Below are 24496 nucleotides of genomic sequence, written 5' to 3'. Positions count from 1 at the left end.
AACGACTTCACCGATTTCACGCGCGCGCACTACACTCGCCCGACCTGAAGGGGAGAATTGCCGATGAAGCTGCACGCCCGGTCGCGCACCGCACGTCCGTCGAACACCCGGCTGTCGCCGCTGCTGGCCGCCGCGCTGGCCGTGGGCCTGGCCCTGCCCTTGAGCGCCGGCGCCGCCGATTCGGCCAAGCCGCGTTCCATGCAGGAAATCCTGGACGCGACCAAGCCCGGCGACTGGCGCGCGCTCGACCCGCGCGACACCCTCTATCTGGACCTGCCGCGCGGCCGCGTGGTCATCGAGCTGGCGCCCGAGTTCGCGCCGCAGCACGCGACCAACATCCGCGCGCTGGCGCGCAACGGCTACTGGAACAAACTCAGCATCAACCGCTCGCAGGACAACTTCGTCGTGCAGTGGGGCGACCCGGCCGAGGACGACAAGAGCCGCAAGCCGCTGGGCAAGGGCACCAAGGCCAAGCTGCCGGCCGAGTTCGAGCGCAGCAGCGACAAGCTGCCCTTCCACGTGCTGCCCGACCCGGACGGCTGGGCGCCGCAGGTCGGTTTCGCCGACGGCTTCCCGGCCGCGCGCGACACCGGCGCCAAGCGCGCCTGGCTCGCGCATTGCTACGGCATGGTCGGCGCCGGCCGCGACGTGGCCGCCGATTCCAGCAACGGCACCGAACTGTATGTGGTGATCGGCCAGTCGCCGCGCCAGCTCGATCGCAACATCACCGTGGTCGGCCGCGTGGTCCAGGGCATGGAGCTGCTGTCGGTGCTGCCGCGCGGCACCGGCCCGCTGGGCTTCTACGAGAACCCGGCCCAGCGCGTGCCGATCACCTCCATCCGCCTGGCCGCCGACGTGGCCAAGAAGGACCGCGTGGCGATCGAGGTGCTGCGCACCGACAGCGCCGCCTTCGACGAGATCATCGAATCGCGCCGCAACCGCCGCGACGAGTGGTACAAGCACCCGGCCGGCCACATCGACCTGTGCAACGTGCCGCTGCCGACGCGCGAAACCCCGGCCGCGGCGCCCGCTCCGGCCAAGGGCAAATCCAAGTCCAAATAAACACACGCGCTCCGCGGCGTTCGCGCCGCGGAGCCGCGCTGGCGGCTCAGGCGTCCGCCAGCGCCTCGTGCTGGAACAGGCGCATGCGCACCACGCTGCGGTAGCGCCCGTCGCTGAAGAACTCGTCCACCAGCACGCCTTCGCGCTGGAAGCCCACGCCCTCGTAGATCGCGATGGCGCGCGCATTGTCCACGTCCACCAGCAGGTACAGCTTGTACAGGTTCAGCACCCGGAAGGCGTAGCTGATCGCCAGCCGCGTGGCCGCGCGCGCGTAGCCGCGGCCCTGGCGCTCGGGCGAGATCATGATCAGGAACTCGGCGCGCCGGTGCAGGTGGTCGATTTCGACCAGTTCCACCAGCCCCACCCGCTCGCCATCGGCGTCCTCGACGATGAAGCGGCGCTCGGACTGGTCGTGGATGTGCTTGCGGAACAGCTCCTCCAGTTCGACGAAGGACTCGTAAGGCTCCTCGAACCAGTAGCTCATCACGCTGCGGTTGTTGTTGAGCTGATGGACGAAATGCAGGTCGCCGCGCTCCAGCGGGCGCAGCCTCACGGTGGGGGTGGCACGTTCGGGGTTCATGCCGCCTAGCCTACGCCGGCGCGGCGCCGTGCGGATGACAGCGCGCCTAACGAATACCGCGCCGTCACACTGCCTTGCGCGCACCGCGCTAGCCTCGTTCGCGGTCCACACGGAACGACTCGCCATGCCTTTGCTGCGCTTGCGCCTGACCGGTAGCGACGACGATGCCCGCGCCATCGGCAACCTCCTGTCCAGCTTGGACGGTATCGAACACGTCGAGGAAGTGGCCGACCTGATGCCGCGCATGGACGACGACGATTCCAGTTCGGCCGGCCTGCCCGACGACCAGGGCCCGGGCACCCACGAGATCGAGATCGACGCGCCCAACCGCGCCACCGCCGACAAGGTGCGCGAGGCGGTGGAGGCGCTGGCCTTCGACCTGGACGTGCTGGTCGAGTTCGAGACCGACGAAGAACGCTGAGCCGCGGCGCGCCTAGCGCGGCGCTTTCAGGGTAGCGACCACGCCGGGCGGCACGGCGCGCGCACAAGCCGCAGGCAGGGGCGCGGCCGGGTCGCGCCGCCACGCCGGCAAGGCCGCGAACCGAGTGCCATTGCGTCCGGTAGCGGCCACCGCGGCGTGCCTCAGGCGGCCTTGCGCCGGCGCCGCCACAGCCGCGCCAACCAGACGATCGCGACCACCACCACGCCCAGCGGTAGCAGCACCGCGAACGCACGGATCATCCACGCCACTACGCCGGTGACGATGCTGCCGAAGTCGGACAGCGCCTGGCCGATCTCGCTGCGGTTGGCCTGCGACTGCGGCGCATTGAAGCGCAGGGTCAGCAGTTGGGTATCGACCCGGCGTTGGTGCTGCGCGCCTTCCTGCTGCGCCTGCTGCAACTGCGCCTCGATCTGGGCGATCTGGTTGGACAGCAGCATCATGTCCTGAATCTTCAGGTCGCTGCGGCCCTGGAATTCGAGCAGGCGGGCGTGCTCCTTGCGCAGGCGGTCCTGCAGCAAGGTGTTGTCGCGCATGGCCACGGCCAGGTCTTCGGCGCGGGTGTTGCGGCTGGCGATCTCGTCGCCCTGCCCGGCCAGGGCGATCAGCTGGTCCACCCCGGCCGGCACCACCCGCACCATCAGGCTGGCGCTGGGGGTGTCGCCGCCCTGCTGCTGCAGGCCCAGCACCGCGCAGGGGCCGAACTTGCCGGAGGTGCAGGCGTCCTGGGCGGCGCGCACGCGCTTGGGCATTTCGGCCGTTTCGACCTTGAGCTCGACGTCGTGTTCGTAGGCCAGCTTGACGCCCAGGTCGGCGTCGCCCGCGCGCGCGTTGCCGGCGCTGGGGGCCGTGTCGGCCGCGGCCACTGGCGCCGAGGCGGTCATCTCCTCGCTTTGCTGGTGCCTGCTGCAGGCGGCCAAGGCCACCAGGGTCGCGGCCAGCACGGCCGCGGTGCAAACGCTGCGCATCGAAGATCCCCCGTCGCTAAGGCCCCATGGGCCGGCCGACTATGGCACCGCCCCGCCGGCGTTCGCCAGCGGGGCGGGCAAGGGGCATTCAGCGCGGCGCAAGCCATCGCCAGCGGTGTAAGGCGCACGGGTACCAAGCCCCGCGCGCTCCACTCCCATCAAAACCGGTGCTTCACCCCCAAAGTCACGAACCTGCCCAGCCCGTCGTACTGGGTGATGTCGTAAGGCAGCGCACCGCCGGCGGGATCGAACGGCGGATCGCGATCGCTGAGGTTCTGCACGCTCAGGTACAGCGTGGTGTCGCGCACGCCTTCGTAGGCCAGGTGCAGGTCGAAGGTATGACTGCCCTCGACCTTGGCGCGCAGGCCCGGATTGCTGCGCGCGTCCACCACCTGCTGCGCGTAGCCGCCGATGTAGCGCCAGCTCAGTTGCGCGTTCCAATCGCCGCGCGCCACGCCCAGCGAGGTCAGGCCGCGCCACTTGGGCAGCGCGCCGAAGCGGTTGCCGCCCGCGCCTTCCAGCGCGCGCTCGCCGGCCACCTGCGGCTGCTCGTAGCTCAACAACCGGGTCCAGCTGCCGTCCAGGGTCCACTCGGTGTCGCCGGCATGCCAAACCTGGCGGCCTTCGATGTCGAAACCGGTAGTGGTCAGCGTGCCCTGGTTGGCGTAGTGGTTCTCGATCAGCTGCAGGCGGCCCTGCGCATCGCGGGTTACCCGGCCCGGGTACGCGGCCGGGTTGGAGACGATGGTCTGCAGATTGTCCGGCGCGATCAGGTCGCGCTGGCGGATGCGGTAGACGTCGATACCCAGGCTGCTGTCCGCGCTGGGCGACCACAGCACGCCCAGGTTGAGATTGCTGGAGCGCTCGGCATCCAGGTCCGGGTTGCCGGCGCGCAGGATGGTCACGCCGCGCGAGGCGCCGGGCTGCACCGGATCGAACGGATCGATGACGCTGCCGTAGCTGATCGTGGTGCTCTGCGCGATCTCCGGCAGCGACGGCGCGCGGAAGCCGCGCGAAGCGTTGAAACGCAGCAGCCAGTCTTCGGCCGGCTGCCAGCGCAGGCCGAGCTTGGGCGAGAACGCGCTGCCGAAGTCGCTGTAGTGGTCGCCGCGTCCGGCCAGCTGCACCTCCATCGTCTCGAACGGCTTGAGGCTCAACTCGAAGAACGCCGCCGACACCCGGCGCTGGCCGTCGATCAGGTTGATCGCCGGACGCAGTTCGGTGCCCGACAGCACCTGCGGACTGGTGCGCGCGTCCTGGCTCTCGTCGCGGAACTCCACGCCCGCGGCCACGCCCACGTCGCCCGCGCGCCACTGCCAGGGGAAGCCGGACACCTTGGCGTTGAGCGTGGCCAGGCGGTAGGTGCCAGGGCGGCGTGTGGACAGACGCAACGCTTCCAGCGCCTGCGGCGTGCGCGAAGGATGGAGGAAGTCGTAGCTGCCGTCGTTGAGCACGCGCTGGAACGCATAGCGGTCGACGAAGTTGCGCACGTATTCGCGCTGCTCGCTGGCCGAATAGTTCGCCGCCAGCTCCCAGTCCCAAACCTCGCCGCGGCCGCGCAGGCCCAGCAAGGTGCGCTGGAAGCGCGACTTGTTGATCTTGTAGCGCGGGCCCAGGTCCAGGAAGGTGGTTTCGAACGGCGTGGGCACGCCGAAGGGATTGTTCGGATGCCCCACCGGCAGCACCACCGGGATGTCGACCAGGCGGCCGGTGTTGCGGTCGTAGGCGCGCAGGCCTGCGCCCACCGACAGCGGCGCGCCGAAGTACGTGCCGTTGTGGCTGGCGCTGTAGAGAATCTCGGCAAAGCCCTGCACGCGCTCGTTGAACCAGTAGTCGCCGGCCAGCGAGGCCTGGTAGCGCTCGGCATCGGGCAGCAGGGTGCGATAGGGCTGGGTGTTGAAGGCGCAAGCCTCGCCGGGCAGCGGGCTGCCGAAATCGGCGTAAGGCCGCGCCTGGGTGCCGGGCTGGCAGACCGCGAAACGCTGCGGCGCGCGCGGATTGCTCAGGTAGGCGCCGCCCTGGGTCGACCAGCCGGCCAGACGGCCGCCGGGCTGGTCGCGGTAGTCGCCGTCGCGGGTCAGGTCGCGCTCGTCGGCGTCCAGTCGGCCGCGATCGAGCACGTCCAGGCTGAAGCGCAGGCTGTAGCCGTCCTTATCCGGTTCGCCCAGCCCCGCGCGCAGCCCGAGGCTGCGCTGGTCGATGCCGCCCTCGGTGGCCGCGCCGTAAGCCGCGTCCAGTTCCACGCCCTCGATCTTGCGGCGCAGGAGGATGTTGACCACGCCGGCGATCGCGTCGGAACCGTACAGCGCCGACGCGCCGTCCTTCAGCACCTCGATGCGCTCCACTGCGCCCAGCGGCAGCGCGTTGAGGTCGACGAAGTTGTCCTGCGTGTTCTGGGCGAAACCGTAGGCGGCCACGCGATAACCGTTGACCAGCACCAGGGTGTTCTTCTGGCTCAGGCCGCGCAGCGATACGCCGGCCGAGCCGTTGGCGAAGCTGCCGGTGTACTGCTCGTTGAAGCTGTTGCCGCTGTTGGCGGTCAGGCTGCGCAGCAGGTCGGACACGGTGACCTTGCCGCTGCGTTCGATCTGCGCGCGGTCCAGCACCAGCACCGGGTTGACCCCGGCCTCGTCGCTGCGGCGCAGATTGGTGCCGGTGACTTGGACGGTGTCGAGGGTGACGCCGGCATCGGCGGCGGCTTCGTCGGCCTGCGCCAGCGGCGCAGCCAGGGCGATGGCCAAGGCCAGCGTCAGACGTCGGTAACGGCTGCGCGCGGGAAGGGACGGGTAAGGCATGGCGACGGCTCCAGTAGCAAGGAAAGGCAAGCGAAGAAAAAGGCCGGCCGCAGCGGCACGCCGCACCCGCGTCGCCGCCGAAGCGGCAAACCTGGGAGAGGGAGAGAAGCGCCGCGGGTCTGAATTCGCGGGCGCGCCGCTGCGGGCGGCGAAAAGTCGGCAGGCTCAGCCGGTGTGGGGCATGGCCTGCGGTCTACACGGCGGGCAGCGGTATGCCGCGGCGCGGCGATGGCGCGAAGGTTTCGCGCGGAGCATCGTTAACAGAGAGGAAGACGGGCGGATCATGCGGAACTCGAAACCTAGAGCACTGTCGGGGTACAGCCTGGGCAACGCCGATTCAGCGGCGACAGGTCTGCATTCGACAGCGACGCGCCGGCGGGCGGCGGTGGTTCGATAGTCCGATGGCGATCACGGCGTGGGGTCTGGCTAGAACCGCAACGGTGCGGCGATGGCGAATTTGTTGCATTGCGGCAGGCGCGCGTCAAGCGCCGCTTCGCAGCGCAATGCGTGTCGCGATTCGGTGTCATGCGCTAATCCGAACGAACACTGAATACGAGCGATCGTGCACACCGCAGATGCCACGCGCATGGCGGCTTGCAATCGCCGGGCCGACAGCCTTGGTAGCGCGACGATCGCGGTAAAGCACGCAGAGTCGCCTGACGCAGCAATGCTCCATGGCTCCATAAGCGATGGTTATGTACGCATTGAGCCAGACCCGCCCGCCGCGTCGCCCAGGCGACGACGTCTGCGCCGATCCGGGCACCGCGCCCACGCGCATTCCCACGGGAGAAAAGGCACCCGGATAGGCGATGGCGCCCGACCAGCCGCGACCAACGGCCTATGCGGCCGGCCATACCGCCGCGATATCCTGGGCGGATCGCGGCCGCCGGCCGCTCTTTAGAGACCCCGTATGCGCCTGCGTAAGTCGCCGCTAGCCCTGGCCCTGCTGACCGTCACCCTGGCCGCCTGCCAGCCCAAGGCGACCGATGCGCCGCAGGCGCCGGCCGCGGCCGCCGCTGCGGCGGCACCGGCTTCGGACGCCGCGGTGGACGCGCGCTTCGCCGAATTGTCCAAGCAGTGGCTGGATGGCTGGCTCAAGCTCAACCCGGTTTCGGCCACCCAGATCGGCGAGCACCGCTACGACAGCGAGGTCGACGATCTCAGCGAGGCCGGCCGCAAGGCCCAGGTCGACTTCGCGCGCAAACTGCTGACCGAGCTGGACACGCTGGACCTGAGCAAGCTCTCGCGCGAGAACCAGATCGACGCGGCGATCCTGCGCAACCAGCTGCGCTCGGACGTGTGGGGCATCGAGACACTGCAGAGCTGGGCCTGGGATCCGCAGGCCTACAGCGGCCTGGCCGGCGGCGCGATCTACAACCTGATGGCGCGCGAATTCGCGCCGATGCCGCAGCGGCTGAAGTCGGCGACCGCGCGCATGGAGAAGATCCCGCAGATCTTCGCCCAGGCGCGCGCCAACCTCGACCCCAACCGCGTGCCCAAGATCCACGCCGAGACCGTGGCCAAGCAGAACGCCGGCGTGCTCAGCCTGGTCGACACCTTCATCACCCCCAACGCCGGCCAGCTCAAGGGCGAGGACCGCAAGCGCCTGGACGCGGCGGTGGCCGGCCTGCGCGCGGCCGTGGCCGAGCAGCAGAAGTGGCTGGACGGCACCCTGGTCCCCAATGCCAAGGGCAATTTCCGCATCGGCCAGACCCTGTACGACGAAAAGCTGCAGTACTCGCTGAACTCGTCGCTGTCGCGTGCCGAGATCAAGCAGCGCGCCGAATCCGAACTGGCGCGCGTGCGCGGCGAGATGTACGCCATCGCCCAGCAGGTGCTCAAGGACAAACCCAAGGCGCCGGCGCTGCCGGACAAGCCCGACGCGGCGCAGCAGCAGAAGGCGATCGAGGCCGCGCTGGAGCTGGCCTACGCCGAGAAGCCCAAGCGCGAGCAGGTGGTGGAGTTCGCCAAGCAGACCCTGGCCCAGGCCACCGAGTTCACCCGCGCCAAGGATCTGGTCACCGTGCCCAGCGATCCGGTCAAGATCATCCTGATGCCGGAATTCCAGCGCGGCGTGGCGGTGGCCTACTGCGACTCGCCGGGCCCGCTGGACCGCGGCCTGGACACCTACTACGCGATCTCGCCGATTCCGGAGGACTGGAGCGACAAGCAGGTCGACTCGTTCCTGCGTGAATACAACAACCGCATGATCCACCTGCTGTCGATCCACGAGGCGATGCCGGGCCACTATCTGGAAGGCGCGCATTCGGCCAAGGCCAAGTCGACCCTGCGCGCGGTGCTGCGTTCGGGCCTGTTCGCCGAAGGCTGGGCGGTCTACACCGAAGACGTGATGGCCGACGCCGGCTACCTGGACAACGACCCGCTGTTCCGCCTGGTCCAGCTGAAGTTCTACCTGCGCACCATCGCCAACGCGATCCTCGACCAGGGCGTGCAGGTCGACAACTGGAGCAAGGAACAGGCGATGGCGCTGATGACCCAGCAGGCCTTCCAGCAGGCCAGCGAGGCTGAAGGCAAGTGGGTGCGCGCGCAGCTGACCTCGGCGCAGCTGCCGACCTACTTCGTCGGCGCGCAGGAGCACTTCGACATGCGCAAGGCGGTGGAGGCCAAGCTCGGCGCGCAGTTCAACGCCAAGGCCTATCACGACCAGGTCCTGTCCTACGGCGCCCCGCCGGTGCGGTTCGTGCGGCAGATGATGTTGGATGAGCCGATTAAGTGACGATCCGGCCCGTGCGCTGTGCGCACGGCTTTGCCGGATCGTCATCCCGCGAAAGCGGGGATCCAGTAGCTTCAGCGCGAAGCTACGGGACATCGCTAGCTAGCCCAAGACCGGCGCCACAAGCGCCGGTCCTTTTTCTGCGAAGCATCGCAACCCGCCACCACGCACCAGGTCGCTGGATTCCCGCCTTCGCGGGAATGACGGTTGGGGGAAGCGCCATGGCAGCGGGGGTTCGCCGGATGCCGACTGCCCTTAAATCCTCCCTAGCCCCCCTTTTTCAAAGGGGAACCGCAGGCGAGATCGTTGGGGTTACCCCGAGCAATGCCGGCGCTTCGCTTCCCCCGTTTGAAAAAGGGGGGCCAGGGGGATTTGCTTTTGCTCCTCAATGATCCCGCCCATTCCAAGGCACGATCGTCAGCGACTTCAGATCCACGCCTTCGAGGCAGCGCACATTGATGCACCCCATCGCCGCCCCGTCCGGCCCGGTGCCCTCGCTGAAGGGCGAGATCCCGCAATCGGGGCAGAAGTGGTGAGCGATCTTGCCCGTGTTGAAGCGATAGGTGCCCATCTCGGCCTCGCCGCTGGTCACCTGCAGCGCCGAACGCGGCACGAACCAGAGCAGGCCCCCGCGGCGGTGGCACATCGAACAATTGCAATCCAGGACCTGGTCGATCTCTCCTTCGACCTGGTAAGCGACCTTGCCGCAATGGCAGCTGCCGGTGTGCGTCGTCATTTCAGCCTCATGGGTGGGCACGCCCTGATCGGCGAACGCGGAGCTTAGCGCGGCGACGGCGTTGCCTGCGCGTGTCGGTCGCAACGTTACGGCAGAGCGTTCGCCGGCCAGCGCGCGCCGGCCCGGGCGCGGAAGCGCCAAGGGGTTTCGTATATCCTGGCCGGCAAGCCGAGCCGCTACGCGAGCCGATGCGCCCGGCCCATCGAGCCACGATGAATCCAGCCCCGCCCCGACCCGAATCGCCCCCAGCCGCCGGCGCCGTGCAACGCCGCGTGCGCCGCCGCCGCGGCGCGCAGGTCAGCGAGAGCCTGGACACGATCGCGGCCGAGGTGCCGGTGGCGCTGGCCTACAACGGCACGCCGTTCGCGGTGATGATGGCCACGCCCGAGGACCTGGGCGATTTCGCCCTGGGCTTCTCGCTCAGCGAGGGCATCGTCGCCCGCGCCGACGAGTTGCGCATCGACGCGATCGAGACCTCGCTGGAAGGCGTGAGCCTGGCGCTGCGCATTCCCGAAGCGCGCGCCGCCGCGCTGGAGCAGCGCCGCCGCAACCTGCAGGGCCGCAGCGGCTGCGGCATCTGCGGCAGCGAAAGCATCGAAGCGGTGCTGCGCCCGCCGCCGCGGGTCGGCGACAGCGCGCCGATCCGCGCAGCGGCGCTGCAACGCGCGCTGCGCGAACTGCAAGACCGCCAGCCGCTCAATGCCCTGACTGGCGCCACCCACGCCGCCGCCTGGGCCGGCCGGGACGGCGGGGTCGTGCTGGTACGCGAAGACGTCGGCCGCCACAACGCCTTGGACAAGCTGATCGGCGCGCTGACCCAGGCCGGCCACGATCCGCTGCAAGGCTTCGCCGTGGTCACCAGCCGCGCCAGCTACGAAATGGCGATGAAGGCCGCCCAAGCCGGCATACCGTTGCTGGCCGCGATCTCCGCGCCCACCGCGCTGGCGATCGCGCTGGCGCAGTCGGCCCGGCTGACCCTGATCGGCTTCGCCCGCGACGACGGCCACGCGGTCTACACCCATGCGCAGCGCCTGCTCGACGGCGACGCGCCACACGCAACGCCGGCGCGTCCGCGCGCGAAGGCCACGGAACGCAAGCCATGAGCAAGAAAGTCATCCGCCCCTATAACGGACCGGCCGGCGGCTGGGGCGCGCTGCGCAGTGTGGCCAAGCATCTGCTGGAACAGGACGTGCCGGTGCACGGCGCGCGCACCTTGCTGTCGGCCAACCAGCCCGACGGTTTCGACTGCCCCGGCTGCGCCTGGCCCGACCGCGACCACACCTCCACCTTCGAGTTCTGCGAGAACGGCGCCAAGGCCGTGGCCGCCGAAGCCACCCGCCACCGCGCCACCCCGGAACTGCTGGGCCAATACACCGTGGCGGAGCTGGCCGGCTACAGCGACCAATGGCTGGAGAATCTGGGCCGACTGACCCACCCCATGCGCTGGGACGCGGCCAGCGACCGCTATCTGCCCATCGCCTGGGACGAGGCCTTCGCCCGCATCGCCGCGCACCTCAACGCGCTGGACTCGCCCGACCGCGCGCTGTTCTACACCTCCGGGCGCTGCAGCAACGAGGCCGCGTTCCTGTATCAGCTGTTCGTGCGCGAATACGGCACCAACAACTTCCCCGACTGCTCGAACATGTGCCACGAGCCCTCGGGCACGGCGATGAAGGCCCAGCTCGGCATCGGCAAGGGCACGGTGCAGCTGCACGATTTCGAGATCGCCGAGGCGATCCTGATCTTCGGCCAGAATCCGGGCACCAACCACCCGCGCATGCTCGGCGAGCTGCGCAAGGCGGCCAAGCGCGGCGCTGCGATCGTGTCGTTCAACCCGCTGCGCGAACGCGGGCTGGAGCGCTTCGCCGACCCGCAGGACGCGCTGGAGATGCTGCACGACGGCTCGACCCGGATCTCGTCGGACTACTTCCAACTGCGCATCGGCGGCGACCTGGCCGCGGTCAAGGGCATGATCAAGCGCACCCTGGAGGTCGACGCCCAGGCCCAGCGCGACGGCCGCGAACGGGTCATCGACCTGGACTTCATCGCCGAACACACCCAGGGCTTCGAGGCCTTCGCCGCGGAAGTCGCCGGCGAATCCTGGGACACCATCGAAACCGAATCCGGCCTGACCCGCGCCCAGCTCGAGCGTGCCGGCGATATCTACCTGCAGGCCAAGAGCGTGATCTGCTGCTGGGGCATGGGCATCACCCAGCACAAGCATTCGGTCGCGACCATCCAGATGCTCTGCAACCTGCTGCTGTTGCGCGGCAATATCGGCCGCCCCGGCGCCGGCCCCTGCCCGGTGCGCGGCCACAGCAACGTGCAGGGCGACCGCACCATGGGCATCTACGAAAAGCCCGCGCCGGAGTTCCTGGACCGGCTGCGCGACGTGTTCGGCTTCGAGCCGCCGCGCGAGCACGGCCACGACACCGTCGGCGCGATCGAAGCCATGCTCGACGGCCGCTGCACGACCTTCTTCGGCCTGGGCGGCAACTTCGCCACGGCCACGCCGGATACCGAAGCGACCCACCGCGCTCTGCGGGGTTGCGACCTGACCGTGCACGTGACCACCAAGCTCAACCGCAGCCACCTGGTCCACGGCCGCGACGCCTACATCCTGCCCTGCCTGGGCCGCACCGAGATCGACATCCAGGAAGCCGGCGCGCAGGCGGTCACGGTCGAGGACTCGATGAGCATGGTGCACCTGTCGGCGGGCATCAACGCGCCGGCCTCGCCGGAGCTGCTGTCGGAACCGGCGATCGTCGCCCGCCTGGCCGCGGCGACCTTGGGCGAACGCAGCAAAGTGCCGTGGCTGTGGCTGATCGGCGACTACGACCGCATTCGCGACCGCATCGCCGCGGTGTTCGACGACTTCCACGACTTCAACCGGCGCGTGCGCGTGCCCGGCGGCTTCCATCTGACCAACTCCGCCGCGCAACGGCGCTGGACCAATCCCGAAGGCAAGGCGCTGTTCAAGGCCCATGCGGTACCCACCGACCTGCCGGTGCACCGCGCCCGCGCCGGCCGCGAGCAGCCGGTGTTCACCCTGGCCACCACGCGTTCGCACGACCAGTACAACACCACCATCTACGGCACCAACGACCGCTACCGCGGCGTGTTCGGCGAACGCCGGGTGTTGTTCATCCACCGCGACGACATCGCCGAACTGGGGCTGCAGGCCGGCGACTGGGTCGACCTGGAAAGCCTGTGCGAGGACGGCGTGCAACGCATCGCCCGGCGCTTCCTGCTGGTGGAGTACAACATCCCGCGCGGCTGCCTGGCCGCCTACTACCCCGAGACCAACGCGCTGGTGCCGCTGTCGAGCTTCGCCGACGAGGCGCGCACGCCCACCTCCAAGTCGATCCCGGTGATCGTGTACGCGCATCAGCCGCAGCCGGCGCAGGGCCTGCGATCGGCGCGGGACATCGGCCTTGTCCGAATTGACTGAGCCGCTGCTGGCGGCGCTGGCCGACGCGCCCGAGGGCGTGTCGCTGCCGCGCCTGTGCAAGCGCCTGCGCGTGCGCATGAGCGTGCTGCTGCGCGAACTGGCCTGGATCGGCGAGGCCGCGATCGGCGGCCAGGCCGGCCCGGGCTGGGTGCGCGTGGAGACGCGAGGCGAGAGCCAGGTCGCCGTGCTGACCGAGCGCGGGCGCGAGCGACTGCAGCGGCCCGACTGCGGAGCTTGATCGCGGCCGGAGCCGCACGCGCGGTCCGCATCCACGAACGCTTCACCTTGCATGGCTATGCTCTGGCCTTGGCCTTGCCGAATCGCCCGCCCGTCGGCGCAGGGCGTCGCCGCGACGCGCCACCGCGCTCATGACGCACCTACAATCCCCCGCTGGCCACGCATGGACGAGCCCCCGCGCATGAAGAAGAACGCACCCGCCGGCGACCTGTTCTCCGCCCCCGCCGCCCACGACGAGCGTGAGCGCGGCGTTCCGCCGGTGCAGGGCATCCGTGTCGGCATCGGCGGCTGGACCTACGCGCCCTGGCGCGACAATTTCTATCCGGCCGGCCTGGTGCAGCGGCGCGAGCTGGAATACGCCAGCCGCCAGCTCAGCAGCATCGAGATCAACGGCACCTTCTACAGCGCGCAGAAGCCGGCCACCTACGCCAAGTGGGCGGCGGAAACGCCGGAGTCGTTCGTGTTCTCGCTCAAGGCGCCCGGTCGCATCACCCAGTCCGGCGCGCTGGCGCGCAGCGGCAAGGCCGCGCAGGCCTTCATCGACGGCGGCCTGGCCGAATTCGGCACGCGCCTGGGCCCGATCCTGTGGCAACTCGCGCCCAGCCGCGTATTCGATGCCGACGACGTGGCGGCCTTCCTCGATGCCCTGCCGCGTGCGCTCGAGGGCCGGCCGCTGAAGCACGTGCTGGAAGTGCGCCACGACAGTTTCCGCGATCCGGCCTACGTGCGCCTGGCGCGCGAGCGCGGCATCGTCACGGTGTTCACCGATTCGGGCGAATACCCGTCGCTGGCCGATCTCACCGGCGATTTCGTCTACGCGCGCCTGATGCGCTCGCGCGCCGACGTCGCCACCGGCTACTCAGACGACGAACTCGACCAATGGACGCAGCGCGCGCAGCAGTGGGCGCAAGGCGGCGACCCGGCCGAGCTGCCGCATGCGGGCACGGCCGGCGAAGCGGCGAAGCTGCGGCGCGAGGTCTACCTGTACTTCATCAGCGCCGCCAAGGCGCGCAACCCGGCCGCGGCGATGGCGCTGTTGCAGCGCCTGGGCGCGCGCTGACCCCAGCGCGACGCCGGTCGCATCGGGCATGGCTAACGGCACTGTCGGCCGTGGCCGGCGCGCGGGAGGCTGCGACGATCCACGCCTTCCGCCACGCGAGGTCGCGCCATGGTCAGTCGTCGGGATTTTCTCGCCACCGCCGGTCTTGCCGGCACCGCGCTGGCACTGGCGCCGCTGAGCGCCTGCAGCCGCGAGGCCCCGCCGCCGCAAGGCGCGGCCGGCGCCGTCAAACCCGCCGGCGCCCGGGTGGACGAGCCACCGTTCCGGGGCACCCTGCTGCGCCGCGCCATTCCCAGCAGCGGCGAACAGATTCCAGTCATCGGCATGGGTACCTCGGGCAGCTTCGAGGTCGGCGACGGCGCGCAGGCGCGCGATCCGCTGCGCGAAGTGCTGCGCCGCTTCGTCGATGCCGGCGCCACGGTGATCGACACCGCACCCACCTATTCCAGCGCCGAGGACGTGCTCGGCGATCTGGTCGCCGAGGCTCAGCTGCGGCCCAAGCTGTTCCTGGCCACCAAGCTGTCCGGCGTGAGCGGCCGCGAGGAAGGCCTGGCCCAGTTCGCGCAGTCGCAGCAGCGGCTGAAGAGCGAGCGCATCGACCTGCTGCAGGTGCATAACCTGCGCGACACCCAGACCCAGCTGGCGCTGGCGCGCGAACTCAAGCAGCAGGGCAAGGTGCGTTACGTCGGCCTCACCCATTACCGCGAGGACTCGCAGGCGCAGTTGGCCCAGGACATGCGCGCGCTCAAGCCCGACTTCGTCCAGATCAACTATTCGCCGGTCTCGCGCGGCGCCGAGCGCGAGATCTTCCCGCTCGCGCGCGAACTGGGCATCGCGGTGATGATCAATCGCGCCTTTGAGGACGGGCGTCTGTTCGCGCAGGTGCGCGACAAGCCGGTGCCCGAGTGGGCGGCCGAAGTCGGTGCCGATTCGTGGGCGCAACTGTTCCTGAAGTTCGTGCTCAGCGAGCCGGCGGTGACCGTGGTGATTCCCGCCACCTCCAAGCCCAAGAACCAGACCGACAACCTCAAGGCCGGCGTCGGCGCCCTGCTCGACCGGCGCCAGCGCGATGCGCTGATCGCGGCCGTCGGTTGAGTCGCGCATGAGCCTGGCCCAGCGCGGACTGGCGCGCCTGTTCGGCGTGGAGCCAAGCGAGGCCGCGCCGGCGCTGGCCGGCGTGCTGATGTTCTTCCTGCTGTTCGCCGGCTACTTCATGCTGCGCCCGGTGCGCGAGACCATGGGCGTGGCCGGCGGCGTGGACAACCTGCAATGGCTGTTCACCGGCACCTTCGTCGCCACCCTGGCGGCGATGCCGCTGTTCGGTTGGTTGGCCGCGCGCGTGCCGCGGCGGCGCGTGCTGCCGTGGACTTATGGCTTCTTCGCTCTCAACCTGGCCGGCTTCGCCCTGGGCTTCCACTGGCTGCCCGACAATCTGTGGTTCGCGCGCGGCTTCTACATCTGGCTCTCGGTGTTCAACCTGATCGCGATCTCGGTGGGCTGGAGCGTGCTGGCCGATCTGTTCCCCACCGCGCAGGCCAAGCGCACCTTCGCCCTGATGGCCTCCGGCGCCAGCGTCGGCGGCCTGGTCGGGCCGCTGCTGGGTGTGGCCCTGGTCGGCCGCATCGGCCATGCCGGCCTGCTGTGGCTGTCGGCGGCGCTGCTGCTGTCGGCCATCGCCGCGGCGCAGTGGCTGCAGCGCTGGCGCGATGCGCACCCCACGCCGGTGCAGGCCAGCGCGCCGGCACGCGCGCGGCCGCTGGGCGGCAGCCCCTTCGCCGGCTTCTCCGACGTGCTGCGCTCGCCCTACCTGCTCGGCATCGCCGCCTTCGTGCTGCTGCTGGCCAGCGTCACCACCTTCCTGTATTTCGAGCAGGCACGGCTGGTGGAAGCGCACTTCCCCGACCGCACCACCCAGACCCAGGTGTTCGGCACCATCGACGTGATCGTGCAAAGCCTGGCCCTGCTGACCCAGCTGTTCTTCACCGGGCGCATCGCCCAGCGCCTGGGCGTGGGCGTGTTGCTGGTGGCGGTGCCGCTGGTGATCGCCGGCGGCTTCCTGTGGCTGGCGCTGTCGCCGGTGTTCGCGGTGCTGGCCGTGGTCATGGTGGTGCGCCGCGCCGGCGAATACGCACTGGTGCGGCCGGGGCGCGAGATGCTGTTCACCTCGGTGCCGGCGCAGGCCAAGTACAAGGCCAAGAACTTCATCGATTCGGTGGTCTACCGCGGCGCCGACGCGGTCAGCGGCTGGGTCAAGGCAGGCCTGGACGCACTGGCCCAGCACCCGGCGCTGGCGATGCTGATCGGCGTGGCGATCGCGCTGACCTGGGCCTACACCGGCGCCAGCCTGGCGCGCGCGCAAACGCGCCAGGCCGCCGCGCCGCCCGCCGAGGCGGGCTGATCCGGAAGCGGGCTGATCAGCGCGCGGCTTCCAGCGCGTCCAGGTCGCCGCCGACGATCAGTTCCAGATGACGGCTGACCTTGTCGGCGTCCCAATCCCACCACGCGATCCGCTGCAGCCGCCGCACCTGCTCCTCGTCGTAGCGCATGCGCAGCACCCGCGCCGGATTGCCTGCCACGACCGCGTACGGCGGCACGTCCGAGGCCACCACCGAGCGCGCGGCCACGATGGCGCCGTCGCCCACGCGCACGCCCGGCATCAGCATGGCCTGGTAGCCGATCCATACGTCGTTGCCGACCACCGTGTCGCCCTTGTAAGGCAGTTCCTCCGGCAGCGGCGTGATGCGCTCCCAGCCGTTGCCGAAGATGTTGAACGGATAGGTGGAAAAACCCGACATGCGATGGTTGGCGCCGTTCATCACGAAGGTCGCGCCGCGCGCGATCGCGCAATAGCGGCCTATCACCAGCTTGTCGCCGATGAACGGGAACAGGTAGAGCACGTTGCGCTCGAAACCTTCCGAATCCTCGGGATCGTCGTAGTAGGTGTACTCGCCGACCTGGATCTGCGGATTATCGATGGTGTTGCGGATGTAGCAGATCTGCGGGAAGCCGCGCATGGGGTGCGGGTCGCTGGGATCGGGGCCGTGCATGCGGGGCTCCGGTGCGGCGGACGGCCCCGCAGTATGCCAGCGCGCCAGCGCCGCGACGCTACAGCTCGTTGGCCGCGTAGATCGGATAAGGCTCGATGCGGCCGACCTGCGCCACCGCCGCCTGCACGCGATAACAGCTCGGCCTTGCGCGCCAGCCATTCGCGGTCGCCGGGCAGCACGGGCGCTTCGCGGTAGCGTTGCAGCCAGGCCAGCGCGTCGCTGCGTTCGGTGGGCGAGGCCAGCAGCTCCAGCAACGCGGTTTGCGCCTCATCCACGCGCGCGGCTTGCAGCAACGCTTCCAACCACAGCGTATGCGCATCGGCGCGATGTTCGCGCAGGTAGTCCAGCGCGCGCTGTGCGCCGGCCCGGTCGCCTTTGAGCACGGCGCCGCGCAGCTGCACCTGGGCCTGCACCATGCGGCCGTAGCCGCTGATGTCGTCGCCGGCGCGCGCCGCTGCGGCCAGCGCTTCGTCGGCGCGCCCCAGCGCGGCGTAGTAGCCGCCCAGGTTCAGGGCCTGGCTGACATTGATGCTGCCGCTTTCGCGATAGCGGCTGGCACGCTGCAGCTCCAGCAGGGCTTCGTCGGTCTGGCCCAGGCGGCGCAGGGCGATGGCACGATTGTTCATCAACCACACTTCGTCGCCCAGGTCGGCAAATGCCGGAGCGTCGGCAGGCGCTTCGGCAATGGCCGCCAGCACTTGATTGGAATAGGCCAAGGCTTCCTGCTCGCGGCCGGCGCTGAGTAGCGCATAGCTCAGCTCCATACGCAGTTCCAGCGAATCCGGCTGGGACTGCGCCAGCACGCGGTAGCGGTCGATCTGGCGCTGCGCGGCCTGGCCTACGTCGAACGCGGCCGCATCGCGGTCCACCAGGCCGTCGAAGCGGCGGTCGGCGCGCAACTTGATCAGCTCGCCCGGCGTATCGATGCGGCGGATCGCCGCGCGCGCCGCCTCGGGTTCGCCGCGCACGATGCGCATCAGCGCCAACTCGTACCAGGCCGGGTCGGCGCCTTTGCCGGCGCGGTTCCAGTTGGCGTCGAACAAGGCCTGCAGCAGGTCCAGACGCCTGCGCGACTCCGGCGCCAACCCGTGAATCAGACCGAACACGTGCTGATCGTCGAGCCGGTCCAGCAGCTCCGGCCAGGTTTCGATCAGGTGCAGCAGGACCTCGGCGGACACGTCGTTCTGACCGCGCACGCGCTCCAGGATGGACAGGCGGTACCAGTCGTCCGGATCGTGCGGATCGGCGGCCAAGGCGCGCATGTACCGGTCGCGGGCGCGCTCGAGCTGTTCCAGCCGCCAGGCGTTCATCGCCGCCGTCGACAAGGTCAGGCGCCGCTGCTCCGGCGTGAGCCGGGCGAAGCGGCGGTCGTCGATGGCCGCGCTCAAGGCGCGATCGGCCTGCGTGCGGTAGGCGCATTCGGCCAACGCCAGGCCCGCGGCACGGCGGCGTTCATAGCTACGTTGCAGCAAGGGGCGGCGCCAACGCTCGGCCTCGGTGGCTTGGGCGCCCAGACGGTCGCAATCCAAATCCGCCGCGGCGGCCGTCGACGGCCCGCAGAGGAAGCCGGCGGCCAGCGCCGCGGCGACGATCCGAATCCTCATGCTCCCCCACCGGTGCCCGGCACCGGCCCGACTGTGCGATGGCCACAGCCTAGCCGATGCCGGTACCAGGCGACGCGGGCAGGCGTGGCGCCCGCGTCGCGGCGGCTCAGTACGCCACGGTGAACCGCCGCCGCGTATGCGCCGGATGCTCCAGTTCGTCGATCATCGCCACCGCATAGTCCTGCACCGAAATCGCGCTGCGGCCCTGCTCGTCCACCAGCAACTGGTCGCCGCCCAGGCGGAAGCGGCCGCTGCGTTCGCCGGGGGAGATCAGCGCGGCCGGGCTCAACAGGGTCCAGTCCAGCGCGGTCTCGCCGCGCAGGCGTTCCAGGGTGTCGCGCGCGCCCAGCGCGGTGGCCTTGTATTGCTCGGGGAATTCGGGCGTGTCCACCAGCTGCACGCCCGGCGCCACTTCCAGGCTCCCGGCGCCGCCGACCATCAGCAGGCGCGGTACGCCGGCCAGCTTGGTGGCTTCGACTATGGCGGCGATGCCGCGGTTGTAGTAACCGCGCACGTCGTCCTGGGCATGGCCGCTGAAAGCGCTGATCACGGCGTCGTGGCCGGCCAGTTGCGCGCTCAGGCGCTGGGCGTCGAGGGCGTCGGCGGCGGCCACGGTCAGGCCGGCGGCGGGCGCCAGCTTGTCCGGGTTGCCGACCAGGGCGGTGACGCGGTGGCCGCGCGACAGGGCTTCTTCGCGCAGCGCCGAGCCGATGTAGCCGCTGGCGCCGATCAGGGCGATATGCATGGGGTTTGCTCCGTTGCTGGGGAATGCAGCTAGTATCGGCACTGCAATATCCGGCGATAAGACCCGTATCCAGGCCAGGACCATGAAGCTGGACTACACAATAGACCGCCTCAAGCGTATGGCTCTGTACGCCCGCGTGGTCGAGCTGGGCTCGATGAGCTCGGCCGCGCGCGAGCTGGACATGACCCCCTCGGCGGTCAGCCAGCAGCTGCGCCGGCTGGAGGCCGAGACCGGGGTGGCCCTGCTGCACCGCTCCACCCGCAAGCTCACCACCACCGAGGCCGGCCAGGCCTACTACGAGGACTGCGCGGCCATGCTGCACGCGGCGCGCGCGGCCGAACGGCGGCTGGGCGACCTGCGCGACGAGCCGCGCGGCGAGTTGCGCATCGCGGTGCCGGTGGGTTTCGCCAGCCACCTGGCTGCTGCGCTGGCGCCGCTGCTGCGCGCGCACCCGGCGCTGTCGCTGCGCCTGTTCGCCGAGGACCGCCAGATCGACCTGATCGGCGAGCGCATCGACCTGGCGGTGCGCGTGGGTTCGCTGCCGGACTCCAACCTGATCGCGCGCCGCCTGGCCGAATGGCGCCACCTGCTGCTGGCCGCGCCCGCCTACGCGCAGGCGCACGGGCTGCCGCGCACGCCCGAGGAGCTGGGTCAGCACCCCATGCTGATCCTGAGCGTGATGAACCGCCCCGAGTACGTGGAGCTGCACCGCGCCGGCGAACCCGCGCGGCGCGTGCGTGTGGGCGGTCGCATCGTCGGCAACAGCGCCGAGGCGCTGAAGCAGATGATGCTGCAGGGCCTGGGCATCGTCCGCCTGCCCGAACCCGATGCCGCGCCGCTACTGGCAGAAGGCCGTGCTCTGACGGTGCTGCCGGAATGGGCGATGGCGCCGCTCGGGGTGTACGCGGTGACCGCGCAACGCGATTCGCAGCCGGCCAAGGTACGGTTGGCGATTGCGGCGTTGCAGGAGTATTTGCGGGATTGAGGGGGAGCAACAGCAAATCCCCCTAGCCCCCTTTTTTTTCAAAGGGGGAATTGGATTGGGCTTTCAAGGGGGGGCGGGTAGCGGCGTTTAGCGCAGCTTGGCCATCGCGCGGACCGGGAAGGTGCCTACGCCGCGCAGCTTGGGCGGCACCGCGCTGAAGGCGAAGCCCTCGTCGGGCAGCGCCGACAGATTGCGCAGGTGCTCGACGATCAGGATGCCCGCGCCCAGCAGCGCGCTGTGCACCGGCCGCGCCTTGCCGCGGGTGTCGTCGATGTTCATCGAGTCGATGCCGACCAGGCGCACGCCGCAGTCGCGCAGGTACAGCGCCGCGTCCTCGGTCAGGAACGGATGGCCGGTGGCATAGTCCGGGCTGGCCCAGTGCGCGTCCCAGCCGGTGTGCACCAGCACCGCGCGCCCACGCAGTTCCTTGTCGCGGAACCAGGACGCGTCGATGGCCTGGACCTGACGGTGATCGGCGCGCACCACGATGCCGTCCAGGTCGGCGCAGTCCTCGGGTTTGAGCTGGGCCAGGTCGGCGCCGTCGTGGTAGCGATGGAACGGACAGTCCAGGTAGGTGCCGGTGTTGGCGACCATGTCGATGCGCGCGATCTGGAATTCGGTGCCCGGCGCGTACAGCGCGCGCGAGTCCTCGCGGCTGAGGTAGTCGCAGATGCGCGCCGCCGGCAACCCCGGGTAGGTGACCAGGCCGTCCTCGATGGTGTGGCTGAGATCCACGTAGATCCGCCGGCCCGGCTCGTCGGCATCGGCCTTGCGCTTGTGCGCTTCGACGATGATGGCCTTGTTGAGGATGCGCGCGCGGCCGACCATGAGCAGGCGCAGGTCGCGCACGATGTAGTCCACCAGCGCCGCGTCGTCGATGTCGTCGCCGTCGATGTCCAGGCGGAAGTCCTGGCCCTGTATGCCGCCGCCGTTGGTGAATTCGAAATCGAAGTCGAAGCGCACGCGGTGCTGCTGTGCGGGGTTGCTGTCGGCCATGTGCGTGCTCCTCAGCGGCCCGCGCGCTGGCTCAGCGCCACGCTGCCCAGGATCATCGCGCCGGCGATGCCCATGGTCACGGTCAGCGGCTCGTCCAGCAGCAACCAGGCCCAGGCCACGCCGAACACCGGGATCAGGTAGGTCACGGTGGAGGCGCGGTTGGCGCCGATGCGCGCGATCAGGCGGTAGTACATGACGAAGGCCGCGCCGGTGCAGAGCACACCGAGCATAGCCGCCGAGAACCAGGACTTGGCCGGGATCGGCTCGCTGGGCCACTGCGCCAACGCGAACGGCAGGGTCAGCAACGCCGCCGCGCCCAGCGTGGCCGAGGCCACCGCCGCCGGAGGCAGGCCGGTCAGGTGGCGGCGCACCAGGTTGATGCCGATGCCGTAGAGGAAGGCCGCGCCCGCGCCGGCCGCCACCGCCCAGCTCACGCTGGCGCCGGCGGTCTTGCCGCTGGCCAGCACCACCACGCCGGCGAAACCGACCAGCAGCGCCATGCTGCGGCGCGCGCCGATCTTCTCGCCGAAGAACAGGAAGCCGACCAGGGCGGTGAACAGCACGGTCATGGCGTTGGCGATCGCGCCGATGCCGGCCGGCGCGCGCTGCGCGGCCCAGGCGAACAGCATGAAGGGCACCGCCGAGTTGATCGCGCCGATCAGCGCGATCTTCGGCCACAGCCTGGCCGGGAACTGCGCGCGCGCGCGCCACAGGAACGGCAGCAGCACCAGGGCGCCCAGGCCCAGCCGCACTTCCACCAGCGGCATCGGGCCGAAGTCGTTGGCGGCCACGCGCATGAACAGGAACGAGGCGCCCCAGATCGCGCCGAGCACGCACAGTTCCAGCGGGTTGAGCCAGGCGCGGGCGGCGGGCGTCGACAAGGGCACGGAGGGATCGATGGAGGACATGAGGGACTCGCGTGGGGTGCGGGTGCGGTGAGGGGGGCGGATCGCTGCGGCGCGGGCCACGGCCCGAGCCGGTCGTCGGCAACAGCCAGATTTCTGCCTGGGCCTATTTTCCTCGCATCTTCAGGGCCCACAAGCGCATACTTTCGCGGTCAGCCACAAACCTTGTTTGCGACTCATCCGAGGCTCGCCATGGCCCTGCGTTCCGACTGGCTGCCGGCGCTGGCGGCGTTCGAAGCCGCCGCCCGCCACCAGAATTTCGCCCACGCCGCCGAAGAGCTGCACCTGACCGCCAGCGCGGTCAGCCACCACGTGCGCAAGCTGGAGGCGCGGCTGGAAGTCAGCCTGTTCCAGCGCCATGCACGCGGCGTGTCGCTGACCGCCGAGGGCCGGCAGCTGGCCGACGCCGCCGGCTCGGCCATGGCCGACATGGAAGGCGTGCTGCGCAGCCTGCGCGCGGCGCGCATCGAGCACGACCGGGTCCGCATCACCACCCTGCACTCGCTGGCCTACACCTGGCTGATGCCGCGCCTGCCCGCCTTCGTCGCGCTGCACCCGCAGCTGCGCCTGAGCGTGGACACCGAGATCGCGCTGACCCGCTTCGACGACGGCGGACCGGACCTGGGCATCCGCCACGGCCCCGGCCATTGGCCGGGCCTGACCGCGCACCATCTGATGGACGATTACTTGTTCCCGGTGGCCTCGCCGCGCATGGCCGGGATGGACACCATGCGCGAGGCTGCCGACATCGCGCGGCTGCCGTTGATCTCGGACCACGCGCGCCAGGGTTGGCACGATTGGTTCCGCGCGGCGGAGGTGCACGGGGTCAAGCTGGACGAACGCTACACCTTCAGCGACACCACCGACGCGCTCAACGCGGCGGTGCACGGGCTGGGCGCGGCGCTGGCGCGCGAGCAGGTGGCGGTGCCCTATCTGCAATCGGGGCAGCTGTGCCGGCTGCCGGGCCCATCGGTGAAGGCGCGCTGGGGCTATTACATCGTCTACCCCGCGCACCGCCGCCTGCGCGCCTCGGCTCAGTTGTTCCTGGATTGGCTGCTGTCCGTAGAGAAAGACTGATCCGCCTTGGGGTAGCAGCGGCGTAAGCCGCGACCGCGAATCTGCCACTACGACGAATGCTGCGATTGCCCCTGTAGGAGCTGCGCAAGCTGCGACCGCGAATCCTCACCCACGTCGCAACCTTCGCCGCCTGCTTCCGCCTTTGCTTGTCTTCCCCCTTTGACAAAGGGGGATTGAGGGGGATTTGCTTTTGCCTTCAAGCAACAGCAAAAGCTTCCGTCCGCAAGCGGCCGGGTTACTTTCTTTTGATAAGCGTCAAAAGAAAGTAACCAAAACGCTACACCAGAGCTCCCGTGCGAGAGCGGAGTTGGCGCGGGGATTTTTCGATGGCACATCCTGTGCCAGCGAAAAACGGCGCACCTCCTGTGCGCCGCCCCCCGCCTTCGCGGGGGCAGGCTCTACGGGTCTTCTATTGGGCATGGCGAGTTCGGTGCCCGAGCGAGGATCAAGAGCATTCGCTGCGCTCATCCCCTCACCCTAGCCCTCTCCCGTAAACGGGAGAGGGGACAAATCCGACGCCGCCGCTTTTAGCCCCTCTCCCGCTTGCGGGGTGAGGGGCAGCGCTTGCGAGCCACTGGCTCGCGCTGTACCGAACGCCCGACCGCTATGCGGTCGGGCCGGGGTGCGGGTTGGGGTGAGGGCACGCGAAATGACAAATCGCGCCGATACCAAAGCCCGGCCTCGCGATCAGCTCCCGCGCTTCCCCCGCTTCGCCGGCGCCTTGGCCTTGCGCAACGCGGCTGCGTACGCCAAATCCAGCCAGGGCCGTAAGTCGTCGGCCGAATCCAGGGCCGACTCCGGTACCGACCAGTAGCTGGTTACGACGAGCTCACCCTGCTTGGGAAAGGCGAAGGGTACGCAACCCGCGGCTTCGAAGCGCGCGCGGTTGAGTTCGTCGGTCTTGAGGTAGAGCGTGTCGTCGTCGACCACGGCGAAGAACACGCCGTCGCGGTACAGGCCGTGGCCGCCGAACATGCGCCGCACCGTGACCGTGCCGAAGCCGGTCATCAGTTCGCGCAGGTAGTCCAGGTAGTCGCTCATCCGCGTACCGCCTCCGGCGCCAGGCCGGAGGCGG

Annotated in this window: 20 protein-coding genes; 11 read left to right on the top strand and 9 right to left on the bottom strand. The window is 69.8% G+C overall.

The annotated features are described in order from the left end of the window. Nucleotides 1–63 precede the first annotated feature (63 nt). Nucleotides 64–1062, top strand: coding sequence for a peptidylprolyl isomerase (locus tag DX914_RS00970; protein ID WP_115857219.1), 999 nt, complete (start codon nucleotides 64–66; stop codon nucleotides 1060–1062). Nucleotides 1063–1108: 46 nt separating this feature from the next. On the opposite strand, the gene speG is transcribed toward DX914_RS00970, so the two are convergent. Next, nucleotides 1109–1642: a spermidine N1-acetyltransferase gene (speG, locus tag DX914_RS00965; RefSeq protein WP_115857218.1), complete on the bottom strand. Its 534-nt coding sequence runs from the start codon at nucleotides 1640–1642 to the stop codon at nucleotides 1109–1111. A 124-nt stretch (nucleotides 1643–1766) separates the two neighbouring features. Here speG and DX914_RS00960 point away from each other — a divergent pair, with 124 nt between their 5' ends. Then, nucleotides 1767–2063 (top strand): hypothetical protein, encoded by a 297-nt coding sequence (locus DX914_RS00960; protein ID WP_115857217.1) that lies wholly within the window; start codon nucleotides 1767–1769, stop codon nucleotides 2061–2063. 161 nt (nucleotides 2064–2224) lie between these two features. On the opposite strand, the gene DX914_RS00955 is transcribed toward DX914_RS00960, so the two are convergent. Continuing rightward, nucleotides 2225–3049, bottom strand: coding sequence for a DUF4349 domain-containing protein (locus DX914_RS00955; protein ID WP_115857216.1), 825 nt, complete (start codon nucleotides 3047–3049; stop codon nucleotides 2225–2227). 158 nt (nucleotides 3050–3207) lie between these two features. Further along, complete coding sequence (locus tag DX914_RS00950; RefSeq protein WP_115857215.1) at nucleotides 3208–5844, bottom strand: TonB-dependent receptor; 2637 nt, start codon at nucleotides 5842–5844, stop codon at nucleotides 3208–3210. A gap of 916 nt (nucleotides 5845–6760) precedes the next feature. On the opposite strand from DX914_RS00950, the gene DX914_RS00945 reads away from it, so the two are divergent. Beyond that, nucleotides 6761–8581, top strand: coding sequence for a DUF885 domain-containing protein (locus tag DX914_RS00945; protein WP_115859076.1), 1821 nt, complete (start codon nucleotides 6761–6763; stop codon nucleotides 8579–8581). Nucleotides 8582–8963: 382 nt separating this feature from the next. Here the strand turns inward: DX914_RS00945 and DX914_RS00940 are convergent, their stop codons facing one another. Continuing rightward, the gene (locus DX914_RS00940) at nucleotides 8964–9314 is read right to left on the bottom strand and encodes a GFA family protein (protein WP_115857214.1); all 351 of its coding nucleotides are present in this window, start codon (nucleotides 9312–9314) and stop codon (nucleotides 8964–8966) included. A 212-nt stretch (nucleotides 9315–9526) separates the two neighbouring features. On the opposite strand from DX914_RS00940, the gene fdhD reads away from it, so the two are divergent. From fdhD to DX914_RS00910, 6 genes are all read left to right on the top strand, one after another. After that, nucleotides 9527–10417 (top strand): formate dehydrogenase accessory sulfurtransferase FdhD, encoded by an 891-nt coding sequence (fdhD, locus tag DX914_RS00935; protein WP_115857213.1) that lies wholly within the window; start codon nucleotides 9527–9529, stop codon nucleotides 10415–10417. After that, complete coding sequence (locus tag DX914_RS00930) at nucleotides 10414–12765, top strand: FdhF/YdeP family oxidoreductase (protein ID WP_115857212.1); 2352 nt, start codon at nucleotides 10414–10416, stop codon at nucleotides 12763–12765. The genes fdhD and DX914_RS00930 overlap by 4 nt, the downstream gene beginning before the upstream one ends. After that, nucleotides 12749–13003, top strand: a complete 255-nt coding sequence (locus DX914_RS00925) for a hypothetical protein (protein ID WP_231118088.1) — start codon at nucleotides 12749–12751, stop codon at nucleotides 13001–13003. Before DX914_RS00930 ends, DX914_RS00925 begins: the two co-directional genes overlap by 17 nt. Nucleotides 13004–13165: 162 nt before the next feature. Further along, nucleotides 13166–14062 (top strand): DUF72 domain-containing protein, encoded by an 897-nt coding sequence (locus tag DX914_RS00920; protein WP_231118087.1) that lies wholly within the window; start codon nucleotides 13166–13168, stop codon nucleotides 14060–14062. A 108-nt stretch (nucleotides 14063–14170) separates the two neighbouring features. Continuing rightward, nucleotides 14171–15157 carry an aldo/keto reductase gene (locus DX914_RS00915; RefSeq protein ID WP_115857210.1) on the top strand — a complete coding sequence of 329 codons (987 nt, stop codon included), beginning with the start codon at nucleotides 14171–14173 and terminating at the stop codon, nucleotides 15155–15157. A 7-nt stretch (nucleotides 15158–15164) separates the two neighbouring features. Continuing rightward, the gene (locus DX914_RS00910) at nucleotides 15165–16460 is read left to right on the top strand and encodes an NTP/NDP exchange transporter (RefSeq protein WP_115857209.1); all 1296 of its coding nucleotides are present in this window, start codon (nucleotides 15165–15167) and stop codon (nucleotides 16458–16460) included. A gap of 16 nt (nucleotides 16461–16476) precedes the next feature. Here the strand turns inward: DX914_RS00910 and DX914_RS20745 are convergent, their stop codons facing one another. Beyond that, nucleotides 16477–17109 (bottom strand): CatB-related O-acetyltransferase, encoded by a 633-nt coding sequence (locus tag DX914_RS20745; protein WP_115857208.1) that lies wholly within the window; start codon nucleotides 17107–17109, stop codon nucleotides 16477–16479. A gap of 1710 nt (nucleotides 17110–18819) precedes the next feature. Beyond that, entirely contained in the window at nucleotides 18820–19458 is a 639-nt protein-coding gene (locus DX914_RS00900; RefSeq protein ID WP_115857207.1) for an NAD(P)-dependent oxidoreductase, read from the bottom strand. Between the two features lie 82 nt (nucleotides 19459–19540). Here DX914_RS00900 and DX914_RS00895 point away from each other — a divergent pair, with 82 nt between their 5' ends. Continuing rightward, the gene (locus DX914_RS00895) at nucleotides 19541–20443 is read left to right on the top strand and encodes a LysR family transcriptional regulator (protein ID WP_196778795.1); all 903 of its coding nucleotides are present in this window, start codon (nucleotides 19541–19543) and stop codon (nucleotides 20441–20443) included. 87 nt (nucleotides 20444–20530) lie between these two features. Here the strand turns inward: DX914_RS00895 and DX914_RS00890 are convergent, their stop codons facing one another. Together DX914_RS00890 and DX914_RS00885 are read right to left on the bottom strand one after the other, a co-directional pair. Then, nucleotides 20531–21439: a cyclase family protein gene (locus DX914_RS00890; protein WP_115857206.1), complete on the bottom strand. Its 909-nt coding sequence runs from the start codon at nucleotides 21437–21439 to the stop codon at nucleotides 20531–20533. Nucleotides 21440–21450: 11 nt separating this feature from the next. Then, complete coding sequence (locus DX914_RS00885) at nucleotides 21451–22347, bottom strand: DMT family transporter (protein WP_115857205.1); 897 nt, start codon at nucleotides 22345–22347, stop codon at nucleotides 21451–21453. Between the two features lie 189 nt (nucleotides 22348–22536). Here DX914_RS00885 and DX914_RS00880 point away from each other — a divergent pair, with 189 nt between their 5' ends. Beyond that, complete coding sequence (locus DX914_RS00880) at nucleotides 22537–23421, top strand: LysR substrate-binding domain-containing protein (RefSeq protein ID WP_115857204.1); 885 nt, start codon at nucleotides 22537–22539, stop codon at nucleotides 23419–23421. Nucleotides 23422–24108: 687 nt separating this feature from the next. Here DX914_RS00880 and DX914_RS00875 read toward each other — a convergent pair. Beyond that, on the bottom strand, nucleotides 24109–24462 hold the full coding sequence (locus DX914_RS00875) for a TfoX/Sxy family protein (protein WP_115857203.1): 354 nt from the start codon (nucleotides 24460–24462) through the stop codon (nucleotides 24109–24111). Nucleotides 24463–24496: the final 34 nt, after the last annotated feature.

It is taken from the genome of Lysobacter silvisoli (assembly GCF_003382365.1).
In the GTDB taxonomy this organism is placed as follows: Bacteria; Pseudomonadota; Gammaproteobacteria; order Xanthomonadales; family Xanthomonadaceae; genus Lysobacter; species Lysobacter silvisoli.
The sequence above is the reverse complement of the archived record's forward strand: the minus strand, read 5'-3'. Positions and strand labels throughout refer to the sequence as shown.

Excerpts from the sequence above, each read along its gene's own strand:
- DX914_RS00960 (WP_115857217.1), top strand. The coding sequence starts at position 1,767 with ATGCCTTTGCTGCGCTTGCGCCTGACCGGTAGCGACGACGATGCCCGC.
- DX914_RS00900 (WP_115857207.1), bottom strand. The coding sequence starts at position 19,458 with ATGCATATCGCCCTGATCGGCGCCAGCGGCTACATCGGCTCGGCGCTG.
- DX914_RS00910 (WP_115857209.1), top strand. The coding sequence starts at position 15,165 with ATGAGCCTGGCCCAGCGCGGACTGGCGCGCCTGTTCGGCGTGGAGCCA.
- DX914_RS20745 (WP_115857208.1), bottom strand. The coding sequence starts at position 17,109 with ATGCACGGCCCCGATCCCAGCGACCCGCACCCCATGCGCGGCTTCCCG.
- DX914_RS00955 (WP_115857216.1), bottom strand. The coding sequence starts at position 3,049 with ATGCGCAGCGTTTGCACCGCGGCCGTGCTGGCCGCGACCCTGGTGGCC.
- DX914_RS00940 (WP_115857214.1), bottom strand. The coding sequence starts at position 9,314 with ATGACGACGCACACCGGCAGCTGCCATTGCGGCAAGGTCGCTTACCAG.
- DX914_RS00885 (WP_115857205.1), bottom strand. The coding sequence starts at position 22,347 with ATGTCCTCCATCGATCCCTCCGTGCCCTTGTCGACGCCCGCCGCCCGC.
- DX914_RS00950 (WP_115857215.1), bottom strand. The coding sequence starts at position 5,844 with ATGCCTTACCCGTCCCTTCCCGCGCGCAGCCGTTACCGACGTCTGACG.
- DX914_RS00890 (WP_115857206.1), bottom strand. The coding sequence starts at position 21,439 with ATGGCCGACAGCAACCCCGCACAGCAGCACCGCGTGCGCTTCGACTTC.
- DX914_RS00895 (WP_196778795.1), top strand. The coding sequence starts at position 19,541 with ATGAAGCTGGACTACACAATAGACCGCCTCAAGCGTATGGCTCTGTAC.
- DX914_RS00875 (WP_115857203.1), bottom strand. The coding sequence starts at position 24,462 with ATGAGCGACTACCTGGACTACCTGCGCGAACTGATGACCGGCTTCGGC.
- DX914_RS00880 (WP_115857204.1), top strand. The coding sequence starts at position 22,537 with ATGGCCCTGCGTTCCGACTGGCTGCCGGCGCTGGCGGCGTTCGAAGCC.
- DX914_RS00930 (WP_115857212.1), top strand. The coding sequence starts at position 10,414 with ATGAGCAAGAAAGTCATCCGCCCCTATAACGGACCGGCCGGCGGCTGG.
- DX914_RS00915 (WP_115857210.1), top strand. The coding sequence starts at position 14,171 with ATGGTCAGTCGTCGGGATTTTCTCGCCACCGCCGGTCTTGCCGGCACC.
- DX914_RS00970 (WP_115857219.1), top strand. The coding sequence starts at position 64 with ATGAAGCTGCACGCCCGGTCGCGCACCGCACGTCCGTCGAACACCCGG.
- speG (WP_115857218.1), bottom strand. The coding sequence starts at position 1,642 with ATGAACCCCGAACGTGCCACCCCCACCGTGAGGCTGCGCCCGCTGGAG.
- DX914_RS00920 (WP_231118087.1), top strand. The coding sequence starts at position 13,166 with ATGGACGAGCCCCCGCGCATGAAGAAGAACGCACCCGCCGGCGACCTG.
- fdhD (WP_115857213.1), top strand. The coding sequence starts at position 9,527 with ATGAATCCAGCCCCGCCCCGACCCGAATCGCCCCCAGCCGCCGGCGCC.